A 14,726-nucleotide genomic window follows, 5' to 3' on the forward strand; every position below is an offset into this window, starting at 1 on the left:
GACGGCTGATCAGAACGCGTTGACCCCGGTCAGGGCGCGTCCAATGATCAGTTGCTGGATCTGGGTGGTGCCCTCCGGAATCGGCACGATGATGGCTTCACGGGCGAGCTTCTCGACCAGGAAGTCGGTGGTCACACCGGCACCGCCGTGAATCTGCACGGCTTGACGGGCGATGGTCACTGCTGCTTCGCAGGCGAAATACTTGGCCATTGCCGCTTCCATTTCAGCCGGAATGCCAGCGCCGATCATCTCGGCGGCGCGGTAGGTCAACAGGCGCGCTGCGTCGACATTGGTGGCCATTTCCGCAAGCATCGCCGAGATCAACTGGTGACCGGCAATCACTTTGCCGTGCTGCTTGCGCTCCTTGGCGTAACGCACGGCTTCTTCCAGTGCGCGCCGGCCGATGCCCAAGCCTTGTGCGGCGACAAACACCCGCGAACGCTCGAAGAACGACAGGGTGTTTTTCAGCGCCTGGCCTTCGCCGCCGATGATGTTGCTGGCTGGCACCCGCACGTCGTTCAGGAAGATCTGCGCGGTGGACTGGCTGTTCCAGGCCATCTTGTGGATGTTCTGCACTTCGTATGGATGTTCTTTACGGTCGAGCAGGAAGTGCGTCAGGCCTTTGCGCGGGTCTTCGCCGGTGCGGCAAGTGCAGATCAGGAAGTCCGAGTACGAGCCGTTGCTGATCCAGGTTTTCTCGCCAGTGATGATGTAATCGTCACCGTCACGGCGGGCGCGGGTTTTGATTTCCAGCACGTTGGAGCCGACGTCAGGTTCCGATATGCCGACGCTGACGAACGAGTCGCCGCTGATCAGGCCCGGCAGGTAACGTTCGCGCAGATGGTCTGGGGCAAGTTTTTCCAGCATCTGGGCGCCGAAGGAGTTGATCACCACCGGGGTCGACAGGTCGACCGAGCACGCGGCAACTTCTTCGAACAACATGGTCATGGTCGGCCAGTCCAGGCCCAAACCACCATTGGCTTCGCTGACCGCGCCCGAGACCATGCCGAACTCGGAGAGCTGGCGCATCACCTCGGCCATTTTCTCTTTGGGAATGAATTTGTCGCGGTATTCCTTGTTGAAGATCGGGTCGATCTTGTCGGCCAGGAAGCGGCGGAAACTTTCGACAGCTTCGAGTTGTTCCGGGGTGCGCATGACGTGTCCCATGGGGTTCTCCTTAATAGTTTTTGTTGGCGAGAATGTTGACGGCGACCACGGCTTCTTCGATGCCGAACAGTCCGCCGCCGTTTTCCTGAATGGCGATGCGCGCGCCTTCGACCTGGCGCTTGCCGGCCTCACCGCGCAGTTGCGTGACCAGTTCATGGATTTGCCCAAGACCGGTGGCGCCGATCGGGTGACCCTTGGATTCGAGACCGCCGGACGGGTTGATCGGCATGAGGCCGCCGACGGTGAAATCACCGCGCTCGGCTGCCGGGCCACCCTGGCCGAACGGCACCAGCATCAGCGATTCGGCATTGAGGATTTCGCCGATGGCAGAGGCGTCGTGCACCTCGGCGACGCAGACGTCACCAGGTTCAACGCCGGCTTGGGCGTAGGCTTTTTTCGCCGCCAGGTGCGCAACGATTTTTTCTGGTTCGTCGAGGCCACGGTTGGTGCCGGTTTGCACGACGCTGGCCAGTACGCGAACAGCGCGATCACCCGAACTTTTCAAGCGTTTGAGGCCCTCGGCGTTGCACAGCAGCACGGCGGCGGCGCCGTCGCTGATTGGCGAGCACATCAGGGTGGTCAGCGGGTAGCAGATCGGCGGCGAGGCCAACACTTCGTCGATGCTGAAGGCTTGCTGGAACTGCGCCAGCGAGTTGTGCACCGAGTGCTGGTGGTTCTTCGCCGCAACGGCGGCGATCTGCCGTTGGGTGGTGCCGTAACGCAGCATGTGGTTGCGACAAATTGCGGCGTACACGTCCATGAACACACTGTACGGGCGTTCGGACACCGTGCCCGGCGGCGGCACGATGCCTTCGCCCATGGCCAGCAACGTGTGTTTGTTCTGCTCGACTGTGGACACGTCCCAGCCGCCGTCGAACACGGCGAACATCTTGGCCTTGTCCGGGATGTTCATCTTCTCGGCACCGACCGCCAGGGCGATGTCGCACTGACCGGCGCGCAGCGCCAGGGTCGCCAGGTTGAACGCCGACGAGCCGGACGCACACGCGTTCTCTACCGAGAACACCGGCACGCCTTCGATGCCGATGCGGCGCATGGCGATGGGGCCGGGAATCCCGGTCTGGCCCTGCAACATGCCGTTAGTCATGGTGCTGTAGTACACCGAGCCGACGTCAGCGTTGGTGGCACCGGCATCTTTGAGTGCCAGGCCCACGGCTTCGTCGACCATGTCGTAGACGCTGCGCTCCAGCAACCGGCCAAACGGCGTCATGCCGACGCCCACTACGTAGATATCGTTCATTGTCTGATCCTGAGGTTTGCGGCGTTCGGCCTAGCGGCCCTTGAAGTTCGGTGCGCGTTTTTCGCCAAAGGCTTGCAGGCCTTCCTGGAAGTCAGCGGTGCGCAGGTGCTGGCGCAGCATGACTTGCTCATGCAGCAAGGCGTCGTCGCGGGACTTGTCAGCCGAGGTGCGCGCCACTTCTTTCATGCGGCGCAGGGCAATCGGGCTCTTTTTCGCGATCTGGTTGGCCAGGGCCAGGGTGGCGTCGGCAAGTTCGGCGTCGGCGTGGACTTCACAGACCAGGCCGTAGACTTTCATTTCCGTGGCCGACAGGGATTTGCCGGTCAGCAGCAGGTACATCGCCATGTTCAATGGAATCAGGCGGGGCAACACCGCCGCACCACCGGCACCGGGGTAGACGCCGAAGTTGGCGTGGGCATCGGCGAGGGTCGCGGTTTGTGCGGCGACCACGATGTCGGCGCACATCGCCAGCTCCAGGCCGCCGGCCATGGTCACGCCGTTGAGGGCGGCGATCACCGGTTTGGGGAAGTTGCGCAGTTGCCCGAACACCTGATTGGCACGGTCGAGAAAATCCGCTTCACCGGCGGCGAGGCTGGCACCGGCCAGCACTTCTTTCAGATCGGCACCGGCGCAGAAGGCCGGGCCATTGCCGGTCAGAATCACTGCGCGCAATTCATCGTTGCGGGCGATGTCATCAAGGCTGCGTTCCAGCTCGGCGAGGGTTGCCAGGTTCAGCGCATTCATGGCCCGTGGCCGGTTGAGCGTCAAGCGCGCTACCGGGCCAATGATTTCAAACAGCAACACATCTTCACTCATGACAGCTCCCCTTTATTGTTAGTCGCGCTATTGGCGTCATCGATGGGCCGATAGTAGGAATGCTGTCCGGTGCTGCGCAGGTCATTGCGACCAAAGCGCTTGTCTGCTGGAGCATAAAAGGTCGGCTGACTTGCCAGCGATGGCGGCAAGAAATCAAAAGATCGCAGCCTGCGGCAGCTCCTATAGGGGACATGCGCTTCCATGTAGGAGCTGCCGCAGGCTGCGATCTTTTAATCTTGTCGTTGCCGGTCAGGTATCTGCTGCGCCAAAGACTGGTGAAAGGCTTCAGATGACCGGCATCGCGCGCAGGTGTTGCGCACCATCGGGTGATCTCTCTTTTCAGTACCCAAGGAATCCCATGGCCAGCAGCCAAGACCTCAATGCCCATGTGACCATCGCTCGAATGCACGACGTGCTTGCGCGGCAAAAGGCTGCACAAGCTGCCGAAGGTCCACCCCCGGTCGCATTGCGCATCGACCGTATTGACCGGGTCATTGCGCTGGTACTGGAAAACCGCCAGGCGCTGTGTGAGGCGCTGGCGACGGATTTTTCCTGGCGCTCGCACGACCACTCGTTGATGAGCGATGTGCTGTTGCCGGTTGCCGGGCTCAAGTACGCGCGCCAGCGGGTGCATCGCTGGATGAAGGCCGAGCGACGCACGCCGGAAATGGGCACCGGATGGCTCGGCGCCAAGGCCGAGATCCACTTCCAGCCGCTGGGCAGCATCGGCATCATGGCACCGTGGAATTTTCCGGTGGCCATCGCTCTGGGCCCGTTGGCCGAAGCCTTTGCGGCGGGCAATCGGGCGATGATCACGCTGTCGGAGTTCACCCCCACCACTGCGGCACTGCTGATCAAACTGGTGGCGCGTTACTTCGACGACACCGAGGTCGCGGCTTTTGTCGGTGGCGCGGAAGTCGGCGCGGCATTTTCCGCATTACCGCTGGATCACATCATCTTCACCGGCAGCCCCCGGGTAGGGCGACTGGTGATGGCCGCCGCCGCGCAAAACCTGACGCCGCTCACGCTTGAGCTGGGCGGCAAGTCGCCGACGATCATTGGTCGCGGCGCTGATCTGGGCAATGCCGCGCGGCGCATCTGGGGCGGCAAGGGCATCAGCGCCGGTCAAGCCTGTATCGCCCCGGATTACGTGCTGGTACACGAGAATGACCTCGAATCATTGCTGACCTGCATGCAGGAAGAACTGCGCAAGATGTTCCCGACCCTGCGCGATAACCCCGACTACACCGCCATGGCCACGCCGGGCCAATACCAACGACTGCAAACCTACCTGGCGGATGCCCGGTCGTGGTACGTGCGGTGCATCGAGGTCAATCCCGCCGACGAAGAACTCGCCAGCGTGCGCAAGATCGCCCCGACACTGTTGGTGGACCCGCCGGAGCAGGCACTGGTGATGCAGGAAGAACTCTTCGGCCCGCTGTTACCGATCCGCGCTTACCGTTCCATCGACGAGGCCATTGCCTACGTCAATGCGCGTCCGCGCCCGCTGGCGCTGTACTACTTTGGCGATGACCGCGCCGAAGCGAAGCAGGTGTTGCAGCGGACGTCCTCGGGTGGTGCCTGTATCAACGAAGTCATGCAGCATATTTTCCAGAGCGACCTGCCGTTCGGTGGTTGCGGCAATTCCGGTTTCGGTCGATATCGCGGCGGCGACGGCTTCAAGGCGTTCAGCCTGCAACGGTCGGTATTCACGCCGCCGCGCTGGGATGTGATGGGTATGTTGCGCCCGCCGTACGGCAAATTGTTCCGACGTGTAATGGGTGCGTTATTGAAACCCTAACCCCTGTAGGAGCTGCCGCAGGCTGCGATCTTTTGATCTTGATCTTCGTCCAAAAGGGAAAAAAATGCCCCCGATGAAACCTCTTGTCCTGACCCTGTGCTGTCTCGCTTTCGCCCCCCAATGCCTCGCCACCCCAAAACGCCCAAACATCGTGGTCCTGGTCGCCGACGACTGGGGCTACAGCGATGTCGGCGCTTTTGGCAGCGAAATCGCCACGCCGAACATCGACACACTGGCCCGTGAAGGCGTGCGCTTTGCCGATTTTCATGTCACTGCATCTTGCTCGCCGACCCGCTCGATGCTGCTGACTGGCGTCGACAACCACCGCAATGGCGTCGGCAATATGCCGGAGACTATGCCCGCCGAGCATCTCGGCAAACCGGGCTACAGCGGCGTGCTCAATGACAACGCGATCACCGTGGCCAGCCTGCTCAAGGACAGCGGTTATCACACCTACATCACCGGCAAATGGCATCTGGGTAAAACCGCCGACACGCTGCCAAATAATCGCGGCTTCGAGCGCTCGTTCATCCAGGCCGACAGCGGCTCGGACAACTGGGAGGAACGGCCCTATGCACCGCTGTACGACAAAGCCGCGTGGTTCGAAAACGGCCAACCGGCGCACCTGCCCAAGGACTATTACTCCTCGACGTTCATTGTCGACAAAGCCATGGATTACATCGCGCAGGACCGCGCGGACGGGCAGCCGTTTTTTGCATATCTGGGCTTTCAGGCCAACCACATTCCGGTCCAGGCACCCAAGGACATCATCGATAAATACCGTGGTCGCTATGACCAAGGCTGGACCGCATTGCGCAAGGCCCGTCGTGATCGTGCGGTAGAACTGGGCCTGATCCCGGCCGAATCCGCCATGCTGACGATGGCCAGCACTGCTGACTGGGAGGCGCTGGATGAACATGAAAAACGCTACGAAGCACGGCGCATGGAAGTCTATGCCGGCATGGCGGAAACCATGGACCTGGAAATCGGCCGCCTGATCGCCCACCTCAAAGACACTGGCGAATACGACAACACAGTGTTTGTGTTCCTTTCCGACAATGGCAGCGAACCGACCAACCCCTACGACATTCTCGCGCTGAAGCTGTGGCTGGAAGTGAAGTACTCCCGCGACATTGACCGACTGGGCGGCAAGGGCGGTTTCTCCAGCATCGGCCCGAGCTGGGCCAGTGCCGCAGCGGCACCGTTGAGCGGCTACAAATTTTTCGCCGGGGAGGGCGGGCTGCGCACGCCACTGATCGTTTCCGGCGTGCCCGGTATCCAGGCCAATCAAATTTCCAGAACCTTCGCTCACGTCACCGACATTGTGCCGACGTTGCTGGAGGTGGCCGGTGTTCAAGACCCTGGCGGACAATACAAAGGCAGAACCGTCGAGCCCTTGATCGGCAGCAGTCTGATGCCGGTGTTGCACGGCCGGTCCGAGCGGGTACACCCCGAAGATCAGGCCATCGGCTACGAACTGTCGGGCAGTGCGGCGTTGTTCAAGGGCGATTACAAACTGGTGAAAAGCCTGAAACCGGTGGGCGACGAGCGATGGCATCTCTACAACATCGCCACCGACCCCGGCGAAGTGAACGACCTGCAGCGTCAGGAACCAGAGCGTTTCCTGCGCATGCAAGCGGACTACGTCGAGTACGCGCAGGTCAACGGCGTGCTGCCGATGCCGGCGGGTTATGACTACAAGCGCCAGGGCCAGTTGTACGCGTTGCAGCATGTGCTGATACCGAAACTCAAAGCCGCTGCCCCGCCAGTGTTGGCCGTGTTGGTGCTGTTGATCGGAGTTTGGGTATGGCGTCGTCGCAGCAGGGGCGAACAATCGTGATCAATGAAGTCGACGAGTGGGGCCGCCGGTTGATTCACCGGCGCAAGGTCGAGTGTCAGGGATTTTTGCGAGCCGATGGCCTGTGGGATATCGAGGGCCAATTGAACGACAGCAAGACGCATCCGGTGACCCTGGCTGAAGGCCGAACTGTTGCAGCCGGCCAGACCTATCACGGCATGCTGATCCGCCTGACACTGGACGATGACTTTATCGTGCAAGAAGTCCAGGTGAGTATGCCCGACGTCCCCACCAGTCAATGTCGCGGGTCGATGCCGGCGTATGACAAGTTGCTGGGGGAGCGGGTCGGTCCGGGCTTTTCACGGCGCATCAAGGAGCTGTTCGGCGGTGTCGGCGGGTGCGTGCATTTGACCGAGTTGCTGCTGCCGATGGCGACCACGGCGTTTCAGACGATCCCCATGGCTAGGGCAATGGTGGCGCCGCGTACGGCGGAAGATGCCGAAGCGTACAGCGACGCCACCGGCCGTTTGATTAATACCTGTTACGCGTTGCGTGAGGACAGCCCGGTGGCGATATTCCTGAAAAAATAACCCTGTAGGAGCTGCCGCAGGCTGCGATCTTTTGATTTTGTTTTGTAAGAACAACGTCAAAAGATCGCAGCCTGCGGCAGCTCCTAAAGGGGATTTGTTAGCTGGCAGTGCTGAGTTGAATGCCGGCCTTTTGCAGGATTTGTGCAGTGTGCTCGCCGCGTTTTGGCACCAGGCCAGCCGTTGAAGGCGTTGCCGAAAACCGTGGTGCCGGTGCCGCTTGCAGCACACCGTCGTGGCGCGAGTACACGCCTCGTTCAGCCATGTGCGGATGCGTCAGCGCTTCAGCGGGTGTCAGCACCGGCGCGAAACAGGCATCGCTGCCTTGCAACAGGTCGATCCAGTGCTGGCGCGGCTGGCTGGCAAACACGGCGGCCAGTCGCTCGCGCAAGGTGCCCCACAGGCGCGGGTCATAGGGATTCTTGAAATCCGCGTCGTCGCCCAGCCCGAGCTTGTTGAACAGCAGTGCATTGAACTGCGGTTCGAGGGCCTGCACGCTGACGAACGAGCCATCGGCGCAGGCATAGGTGCGGCTCCAGTGGGCGCCGTCTAGCAGTCCGCAACCCCGTTCCAGCGGTTGTTGACCGGCAGAATGCGCCGACAGCAACAGGTTCATCAGGTTGGCGCTGCCATCGACAATGGCCGCGTCCACCACCTGGCCGACGCCGTTGGTGCTGGCGTTGATGATCCCCGCCAGAATCCCCATCGCCAGGTACAGTGCGCCGCCGCCCAGATCGCCGACCAGCGTGGGTGGCGCCATTGGCGGTTGACCGGCCTCACCGCTGAACCACAAGGCACCGGACAACGCGATGTAGTTGAGGTCATGGCCGGCGGCCTGAGCCAACGGGCCTTGCTGGCCCCAACCGGTCATGCGCCCGTAGACCAATCGAGGATTGCGCGCCAGGCAGACGTCGGGACCCAGGCCCAGACGCTCCATGACGCCGGGCCGCATGCCTTCGATCAGCGCGTCGGCGCCTTCGATCAGGCGCAACACCGCTTCGATGGCTTCGGGGTCTTTGAGGTCCAGTGCGATCGACTGCTTGCCGCGATTGACGATCGCATGCTTGCCCAGGTCGAGCATGTCGCTGCCCTTGGTGCCGGCGCGTTCGACGAGGATCACCTCGGCGCCCATGTCCGCCAGCAACATGCCGCAGAACGGCCCCGGACCGATGCCGGCAATTTCGACGATGCGAACGCCGTCCAGTACGCCCATGTGAGTACTCCTATGTTTCAACGGAAAATTGGGGATGAAGATCAAAAGATCGCAGCCTTCGGCAGCTCCTACAGGTTTACGCAGGCCTGTGTAGGCGCTGCCGAAGGCTGCGATCTTTTGACGTTAACGACGGACCAGCAACGCGGTCATCACTGCGTGAAACACAACGGCGGGCCACAGCAACGGCCCGCTGCCGACAAACCAACCGACATACGCCAGGTACAACGCAATCGTCCCGTTGTAGATCAGCATCGCCCACACCGCGCTGGCATTCGCCGGCCGTGGCCAGCAGGCAATCCCGAGCGCAATCAGCGCCAAACCGAACAACCGCGCAAACAGCGCGATCACCTCGGTCCCGGCAATTCCCAGCAGCAGCTGGCTGACCAGTCCGGGTGCAAACAAGAGCGCCAATCCGGTAGCAAGCTCGACAACCGCTGCCACCGTCAGCAGCTTATGCGGGGTGAGAAAGCGCGCTGGATTCATGGCTATCACTCGATGGGGTAGAGGCGCTGGCGACGCGATCCTGGCGGATAAACTCGGCGGCTTTTTCGCCGATCATCACCGTCGCCGCCGTGGTGCTGCATCCAATGATAGTCGGCATGATCGAAGCGTCGACCACGCGCAAGCCCAGCAGGCCATGCACGCTCAATCGGGCGTCCACCACCGCCATTGCATCGCTGCCCATTTTGCAGGTGCCGACCGGGTGGTAGAGGGTGTCGGAGCGGTTACGCACTACCTGCTCGATCTCGGCATCGCTGCGCATCGGCGCATCAATCACGCTTTGTGGACTGAAGGCTTTGAACGCCGGTGTTGCCATGACGTTCTCGATGACCCGGTAGCCTTTGATCAGGGTCTTGATGTCGTCAGGGTGGGTCAGGAAGGCCGGGTCGATCAGCGGCGGTACCATCGGGTCGGCACTGGCCAGGGTCAGTTGCCCGACGCTTTTCGGGTGCAGCAGGCAGGCATGCACGCTCAGGCCGTGACCGCGATACAAGGTGCGGCCATGGTCGGCAAACATGGCGATGGTCAAGGCCAGTTCGATATCAGCCTGAACCAGTTCCGGCGCGGTTTTGACGAAAGCACAGGCCTCGGCGAAGTTGCTGGTCAGCGGACCGCTGCGGCGGCGCCAGTAACTAAACGCCGCTTTGGTGATGTCCCAGGCGCCGGCCAGCGACAGGCCAATCAGGCGTCTGGATTTGACGCGGTAGGAGTGCACGTAGTCGATGTGGTCGACCAGGTTCTGGCCGACGCCGGGTAGTTCGTGGACCACCGGGATGTCGAATTTCAGCAGTTCAGCCAAGGGGCCAACGCCGGACAGCAGTAGCAGCTGCGGCGAGTTGAACGCGCCGGAACTGAGGATCAGTTCATGCCGCGCATGCAGGGTGCGTTTTACCCCGTTCTGCATGAACTCGATGCCCACCGCACGTTTGCCATCGAAGAGAATTCGCGTGGCGTGGGCGTGGGTTTCGATGTGCAGGTTTTGCCGCTGGCGGTTCGGTGTCAGGTAAGCCTTGGCCGCACTGCAACGCTGTCCGTCCTTCTGCATCACTTGCACGCGACCGAAGCCCTCCATGGTCGCGCCGTTCTGGTCAGGGCAGGCCGGGTAGCCTGCTTGCATTCCGGCTTCGACAAAGGTTTCGCCAAACGGATTGGGCGAGGAGTGGAAACGCACGTTGAGCGGGCCGTTCTGGCCGTGCAGCGGATCTTTGAAATGTTCGTTGTGCTCGGCGCGTTTGAAGAACGGCAGCACCTCCTGATAACTCCAGCCCGGGTTGCCCAGCGCCGCCCAGCGGTTGAAATCTTCCGGATGGCCACGGTGATAGGCCATGGCGTTGATCGAAGAACTGCCGCCCAGTGTCTTGCCCCGAGGCTGATAACCGACGCGGCCGTTCAGGCCCGATTGCGCCACGGTCTGGTACTGCCAGTTGTTGATCGAGGTCGGCACCATCGCGGCCACGCCGGCCGGCATGTGCACCAGGGGATGGGTGTCCGGGCCGCCCGCTTCGAGCAGGCAGACCGAAATATTCGAATCCTCCGACAAGCGACTGGCAACTACACAACCGGCAGCGCCTGCACCGACTACGATGTAATCGAATTCCGTGTTCTCGTTCATGCGTTCTTCTCTTTGTTCGATGCACAACTTCAACGCATTGTGAGCAGAAGGACGAGGCGCTACCGGTCAATTGAGTCAATTCGACGGTCACTGCGACAGGTGACAATCGCGCCAAGCACCGGACGGGTCATTGACCGATGGAACGTCGGGAGCGAGTATCGGAATTCGCATCCCCAACAGGCAGGCCAATGTCAGGTTCGAAAATGGATACGCCCGGCACCGAAATACCGCTGCGTGAAGAAACGCTGCAACCCACCACCATCGGCAGCTACACCGTGGCCATCGCGCGGGCGCTGGACGCCAGTGGTGTGGACAGCAAACGGATTTTCAGCGCCATGGGCATCCCGATGGACTTGTCCACCGACCCGATGACCCGCCTGCCGGTCCCCACCATGACCCGCTTGTACCAAGCCTGCGTCGACGTCACCAACAATCCGTATTTTGGCCTGACCGTGGCCAAGCACATCCACCTGACGCACCTGCACGCCTTGGGCTATTCCCTCGCAGCCAGTGGCACCCTGATGGATTTCTGCCGGCGCCTGGAGCGGTACTTCCGGTTGGTTTCCCAGGTGGCCAAGGTCAGTCTCGAACAGGTTGGCGACCAGGTGCTGTTGCGATTCGAGTACCTGGTGCAGTTGAGTAGCGAGACGGAAGATGCATTCTTCGGTTTCCTGATTCGCACCATGCGCTTGATCCACAGGCAGGAGTTCACTCCCTTGCGCCTGGAAATGCGTCGGCCCGTTCCGCATGAGGGCGCCGAACCTTACCTGACGTTGTTCCGCTGCCCGGTGCTGTTCAGTCAGACGTCCGGCCTGGTGGTGTTCGCCAAGGCAGACCTGATGCAAGTGCTCAGCGGTTCTTGCCCGGAGCTGGCGCAGGTCAACGACAACATCGTCATCAGTTACCTGGCTCGACTGGAAAAAAATGATGTGATCACTGGAGTGACGCAGAAGATCATCGAGTTCCTGCCGGACGGCGACTGCACCCGGGATCGGGTCGCCAGCGCCCTGTGCATGAGCCCGACCAAACTCCAGCTCAAATTGTCCCAGCGTGGTACCAATTTCCAGCAACTGCTCGACGACACCCGCAAGGAACTGGCCTGCAGCTACCTCAGCCAGGCCTCGCGACCGGTGACTGAGATCACCTTTCTGCTGGGGTTTAGCGACACCAGCAACTTCACCCGCGCCTTTAAACGCTGGACCGGGTTTTCACCAACCGATTACCGGGCACAACCCCTGTAGGAGCTGCCGAAGGCTGCGATCTTTTGACGTTGATTTTTAAGATCAAGATCAAAAGATCGCAGCCTTCGGCAGCTCCTACATGGGGGGCGTGTTACAGCCAGATGGCGTCCCATAGCGGGTAATCGCCGATCCGTTGCACCAGCCCCGCACGCAGTGGATTCATGATGATGTAGCGGGCGGTATTTCTCAGGTTTTCATCGCGGCGCAGGGCACGGTCGTGGTAACCGCGCTGCCATAAACGGCCTTCTTGGCCACGGTTGAGATTGATTGAACGGCTGCTTCTGGATTTGATGCGACAGGCCAGTTCAGATAAAGAACCCTGGTGCAGTTGGACCAGCCAATGCAGGTGATCAGGCATTACCACCCACGCCATCGACGTGACCCTTTCAGTTTCGTCAGCACTGCGCAATTGGTCGACTAACAAGCGCCCCATTCGCCAATCCGCAAACACAGGTTGCCGCTCGTGAGTGACGGCAGTCAGAAGATAAATCTGCCCCGATTCAGAATATCGACCTCTACGCAGGCGACAGGCGTTTGCAGCGGCAGGCATTCCGTTGCCCTCCGTTCATAGATTGAAAATGAACGTTAGTCGCTGTTGTTTGCGTCGGAAGGACGAAGCATTTTCCGGATGTGTCGAACGACAAATGTAGGAGCTGCCGCAGGCTGCGATCTTTTGATCTTGATCTAAACAATCAACGTCAAAAGATCTCAGCCTGCGGCAGTTCCTACAGGGTGTTTACTGCGCTGCCGGGTTCGGCAGGATGACTTCGAAGTTCGGCGAGAAGGTGTCCATCAGGCCGAGCAGGCCGCCGAAGGCTTGAGGGTTGCCCTCGATTTTCAGTTGGCCGTTCTGGATCGCCTGCTGCGGAGTCAGCTGCTGGGTCATGATCGCGTTCAAGGTGTCGCGGTTCAGCGTGAGCGTGGCGTCCGGGTTGGGGGCGCTGCGATCGGCGGAGTAGGTCAGCGCCGAGTTTTCCAGGTTCAGCAGGTAGTGCTTGCCGCTGTCGCTGAAGTTCCAGTTCATCACGATGTGTTTGCCTTCGGCTTTCGGCCCGTTCAGGCGTACACCCAGCAGGTCGAAGATGTTTTCGATCGACAACGCGCGGATGGTGTCGGGGCTGGCAGTGCGCAGCGGTGACGGGACTTTCTTGCCGCCACTGCGCAGCTCCATGGCACCGGTCAGGTAGCTGTTGCGCTCCACCGCTGATTCGGCCTGGTAACCGAGTTGTTCAAGGGCATCGGCGAACAATTCGAGTGCCGGTTGATTGGTCGGTTCGGCATCGACCAGATGACTCATTGCCTGGGACACCCAGCGATATTCACCCGCCTTGTAGTCCGCCTGTGCGCGAGCGAGCAGTGCATCGGCTCCGCCAGCGTAAGCAACAAACTTGCGTCCGTAGTCGGCGTTGCTCAAGGCATCCATGTTGGCCGGGTTGGCGTCGTACCAGCCCATGTATTGCTGATAAACCGCCTTGGCGTTGCGTTGCACCGAGCCGTAGTAACCCCGGGTAAACCACTCGCTGGCCAGGCTCGATGGCACGTTCTGGCGCATGTACTCGGCGATCTCCACCGGTTTGTAGCCCTTGTTGACCAGGCGCAACGACTGGTCGTGAATCCACTTGTACAGATCGCGCTGTTTGCTCAGGTAGTTGTTGACCTGCTGTTTACCGAACACCGGCCAGGTGTGCTGGCCGACGAGAATGTCGGTGTCCGCGCCAAAGCGCTGCAAGGCTTCGTTGAGGTATTTGGCCCAGGACTGGCTGTCGCGGATTTCCGCGCCGCGCAGGGTCAGCAACTGGTGTTGGGTCTGCAGGGCCAGTTCGCCGGTGTCGAGCACTTTGTGCTGCGGGAAGTAGTGAACCATCTCTGCCGGCGCCTCGGTGCCCGGTGTCAGCATGTTGATGATCTCGACGCCGTCGATTTCAATCTTCTCGATGGGCTGGCTGATCTCGCGGGTCGGCGGGATCAAGGTGATGGTGCCGTTGGGCAACGCCTTGGCGCCACCGAGGTCCAGTTGACCGCGATCACCACGGGGCAGGGTGGTGCCGAACTGGTATTCGCTGCGACGGCTCATGGCGTTGCCGGCCATGACGTTCTCGGCGATCGCATGGTCCATGAAGCCTACCGGCGCGATGATCTGCACCTTGCCAGCCTTTACGTCGGCTTCGTCGACGATGCCTTTGACGCCGCCGTAATGGTCGACGTGACTGTGGTTGTAGATCACCGCCAGCACCGGTTTTTTCGGGCGATGCGCGTAGTAGAGATTCAGCGCCGTGCGTGCAGTTTCGGCAGTCATCAACGGGTCGATGATGATCAACCCGGTCTTGCCTTCGATGATGGTCATGTTGGTCAGGTCCATGCCGCGCACCTGATAGAAACCGTCGGTGACCTTGTACAAACCGTTGGCCATGGATTTGCGCGCTTGCAGCCACAGGCTTGGATTGACAGTGTCCGGGCCGGTGACAGGCTTGAGGAATTCATAGCCCTTGAGGCTGTAGATCACCTTGCCGTCGGCCGTCAGCGTTTCGGCGTCCGGGATGCTGGCGATGAAGCCGCGATTGATGTCGGCATCGCTCTGGCCGTTCATGCCTTGCAGCATCTGGCTGACCGCCGTGTTGGCCGCCACGGTGGCCGGCTCGGCTGATTTCGGCTCGACATGGGCCAGGGCGCACTGGCTGATCAGGCTGGCCAGCAAGGTCGGTAACAGCAGTACAGGAAGGGTCTTTTTCATG

At 60.9% G+C, this 14,726-nt stretch carries 12 protein-coding genes; 4 read left to right on the forward strand and 8 right to left on the reverse strand.

Going from position 1 to position 14,726, the window contains the following annotated elements; genetic code table 11:
* Nucleotides 1-9 precede the first annotated feature (9 nt).
* Genes KUF73_RS02425 through KUF73_RS02435 form a run of 3 tightly spaced genes read right to left on the reverse strand, consistent with a single transcriptional unit; the run spans nt 10 to nt 3,241 of the window.
* Complete coding sequence (locus tag KUF73_RS02425) at nt 10-1,167, reverse strand: acyl-CoA dehydrogenase family protein (RefSeq protein WP_218436439.1); 1,158 nt, start codon at nt 1,165-1,167, stop codon at nt 10-12.
* Nucleotides 1,168-1,177: 10 nt separating this feature from the next.
* Complete coding sequence (locus tag KUF73_RS02430; RefSeq protein WP_218436440.1) at nt 1,178-2,425, reverse strand: thiolase family protein; 1,248 nt, start codon at nt 2,423-2,425, stop codon at nt 1,178-1,180.
* Between the two features lie 30 nt (nt 2,426-2,455).
* Nucleotides 2,456-3,241, reverse strand: a complete 786-nt coding sequence (locus KUF73_RS02435) for an enoyl-CoA hydratase/isomerase family protein (RefSeq protein ID WP_218436441.1) — start codon at nt 3,239-3,241, stop codon at nt 2,456-2,458.
* A gap of 358 nt (nt 3,242-3,599) precedes the next feature.
* On the opposite strand from KUF73_RS02435, the gene KUF73_RS02440 reads away from it, so the two are divergent.
* From KUF73_RS02440 to KUF73_RS02450, 3 genes are all read left to right on the forward strand, one after another.
* Nucleotides 3,600-5,042 carry a coniferyl aldehyde dehydrogenase gene (locus tag KUF73_RS02440; protein ID WP_218436442.1) on the forward strand — a complete coding sequence of 481 codons (1,443 nt, stop codon included), beginning with the start codon at nt 3,600-3,602 and terminating at the stop codon, nt 5,040-5,042.
* Nucleotides 5,043-5,115: 73 nt separating this feature from the next.
* The gene (locus KUF73_RS02445; protein ID WP_256345311.1) at nt 5,116-6,882 is read left to right on the forward strand and encodes an arylsulfatase; all 1,767 of its coding nucleotides are present in this window, start codon (nt 5,116-5,118) and stop codon (nt 6,880-6,882) included.
* Entirely contained in the window at nt 6,849-7,430 is a 582-nt protein-coding gene (locus KUF73_RS02450) for a DUF2889 domain-containing protein (RefSeq protein WP_218436444.1), read from the forward strand. The genes KUF73_RS02445 and KUF73_RS02450 overlap by 34 nt, the downstream gene beginning before the upstream one ends.
* A gap of 97 nt (nt 7,431-7,527) precedes the next feature.
* Here the strand turns inward: KUF73_RS02450 and KUF73_RS02455 are convergent, their stop codons facing one another.
* The 3 genes from KUF73_RS02455 to KUF73_RS02465 form a co-directional block, all read right to left on the reverse strand.
* Complete coding sequence (locus KUF73_RS02455; protein WP_218436445.1) at nt 7,528-8,640, reverse strand: CaiB/BaiF CoA-transferase family protein; 1,113 nt, start codon at nt 8,638-8,640, stop codon at nt 7,528-7,530.
* 123 nt (nt 8,641-8,763) lie between these two features.
* Nucleotides 8,764-9,123 (reverse strand): hypothetical protein, encoded by a 360-nt coding sequence (locus tag KUF73_RS02460; protein ID WP_218436446.1) that lies wholly within the window; start codon nt 9,121-9,123, stop codon nt 8,764-8,766.
* Nucleotides 9,092-10,753 (reverse strand): GMC family oxidoreductase, encoded by a 1,662-nt coding sequence (locus KUF73_RS02465; protein WP_218436447.1) that lies wholly within the window; start codon nt 10,751-10,753, stop codon nt 9,092-9,094. Before KUF73_RS02465 ends, KUF73_RS02460 begins: the two co-directional genes overlap by 32 nt.
* Before the next feature lie 188 nt (nt 10,754-10,941).
* Here KUF73_RS02465 and KUF73_RS02470 point away from each other — a divergent pair, with 188 nt between their 5' ends.
* Nucleotides 10,942-11,994 carry an AraC family transcriptional regulator gene (locus tag KUF73_RS02470; RefSeq protein WP_218436448.1) on the forward strand — a complete coding sequence of 351 codons (1,053 nt, stop codon included), beginning with the start codon at nt 10,942-10,944 and terminating at the stop codon, nt 11,992-11,994.
* A 91-nt stretch (nt 11,995-12,085) separates the two neighbouring features.
* Here the strand turns inward: KUF73_RS02470 and KUF73_RS02475 are convergent, their stop codons facing one another.
* Together KUF73_RS02475 and KUF73_RS02480 are read right to left on the reverse strand one after the other, a co-directional pair.
* Nucleotides 12,086-12,544 (reverse strand): transposase, encoded by a 459-nt coding sequence (locus KUF73_RS02475; RefSeq protein WP_218436449.1) that lies wholly within the window; start codon nt 12,542-12,544, stop codon nt 12,086-12,088.
* Nucleotides 12,545-12,730: 186 nt separating this feature from the next.
* Nucleotides 12,731-14,725 (reverse strand): alkyl/aryl-sulfatase, encoded by a 1,995-nt coding sequence (locus KUF73_RS02480; RefSeq protein ID WP_218436450.1) that lies wholly within the window; start codon nt 14,723-14,725, stop codon nt 12,731-12,733.
* Nucleotide 14,726 lies beyond the last annotated feature (1 nt).

It is taken from the genome of Pseudomonas sp. PD9R (assembly GCF_019200975.1).
Taxonomy (GTDB): domain Bacteria; phylum Pseudomonadota; class Gammaproteobacteria; order Pseudomonadales; family Pseudomonadaceae; genus Aquipseudomonas.

Excerpts from the sequence above, each read along its gene's own strand:
- KUF73_RS02450 (WP_218436444.1), top strand. The coding sequence starts at position 6,849 with ATGGCGTCGTCGCAGCAGGGGCGAACAATCGTGATCAATGAAGTCGAC.
- KUF73_RS02470 (WP_218436448.1), top strand. The coding sequence starts at position 10,942 with ATGTCAGGTTCGAAAATGGATACGCCCGGCACCGAAATACCGCTGCGT.
- KUF73_RS02440 (WP_218436442.1), top strand. The coding sequence starts at position 3,600 with ATGGCCAGCAGCCAAGACCTCAATGCCCATGTGACCATCGCTCGAATG.
- KUF73_RS02455 (WP_218436445.1), bottom strand. The coding sequence starts at position 8,640 with ATGGGCGTACTGGACGGCGTTCGCATCGTCGAAATTGCCGGCATCGGT.
- KUF73_RS02475 (WP_218436449.1), bottom strand. The coding sequence starts at position 12,544 with ATGCCTGCCGCTGCAAACGCCTGTCGCCTGCGTAGAGGTCGATATTCT.
- KUF73_RS02480 (WP_218436450.1), bottom strand. The coding sequence starts at position 14,725 with ATGAAAAAGACCCTTCCTGTACTGCTGTTACCGACCTTGCTGGCCAGC.
- KUF73_RS02430 (WP_218436440.1), bottom strand. The coding sequence starts at position 2,425 with ATGAACGATATCTACGTAGTGGGCGTCGGCATGACGCCGTTTGGCCGG.
- KUF73_RS02435 (WP_218436441.1), bottom strand. The coding sequence starts at position 3,241 with ATGAGTGAAGATGTGTTGCTGTTTGAAATCATTGGCCCGGTAGCGCGC.
- KUF73_RS02425 (WP_218436439.1), bottom strand. The coding sequence starts at position 1,167 with ATGGGACACGTCATGCGCACCCCGGAACAACTCGAAGCTGTCGAAAGT.
- KUF73_RS02445 (WP_256345311.1), top strand. The coding sequence starts at position 5,116 with ATGAAACCTCTTGTCCTGACCCTGTGCTGTCTCGCTTTCGCCCCCCAA.
- KUF73_RS02460 (WP_218436446.1), bottom strand. The coding sequence starts at position 9,123 with ATGAATCCAGCGCGCTTTCTCACCCCGCATAAGCTGCTGACGGTGGCA.
- KUF73_RS02465 (WP_218436447.1), bottom strand. The coding sequence starts at position 10,753 with ATGAACGAGAACACGGAATTCGATTACATCGTAGTCGGTGCAGGCGCT.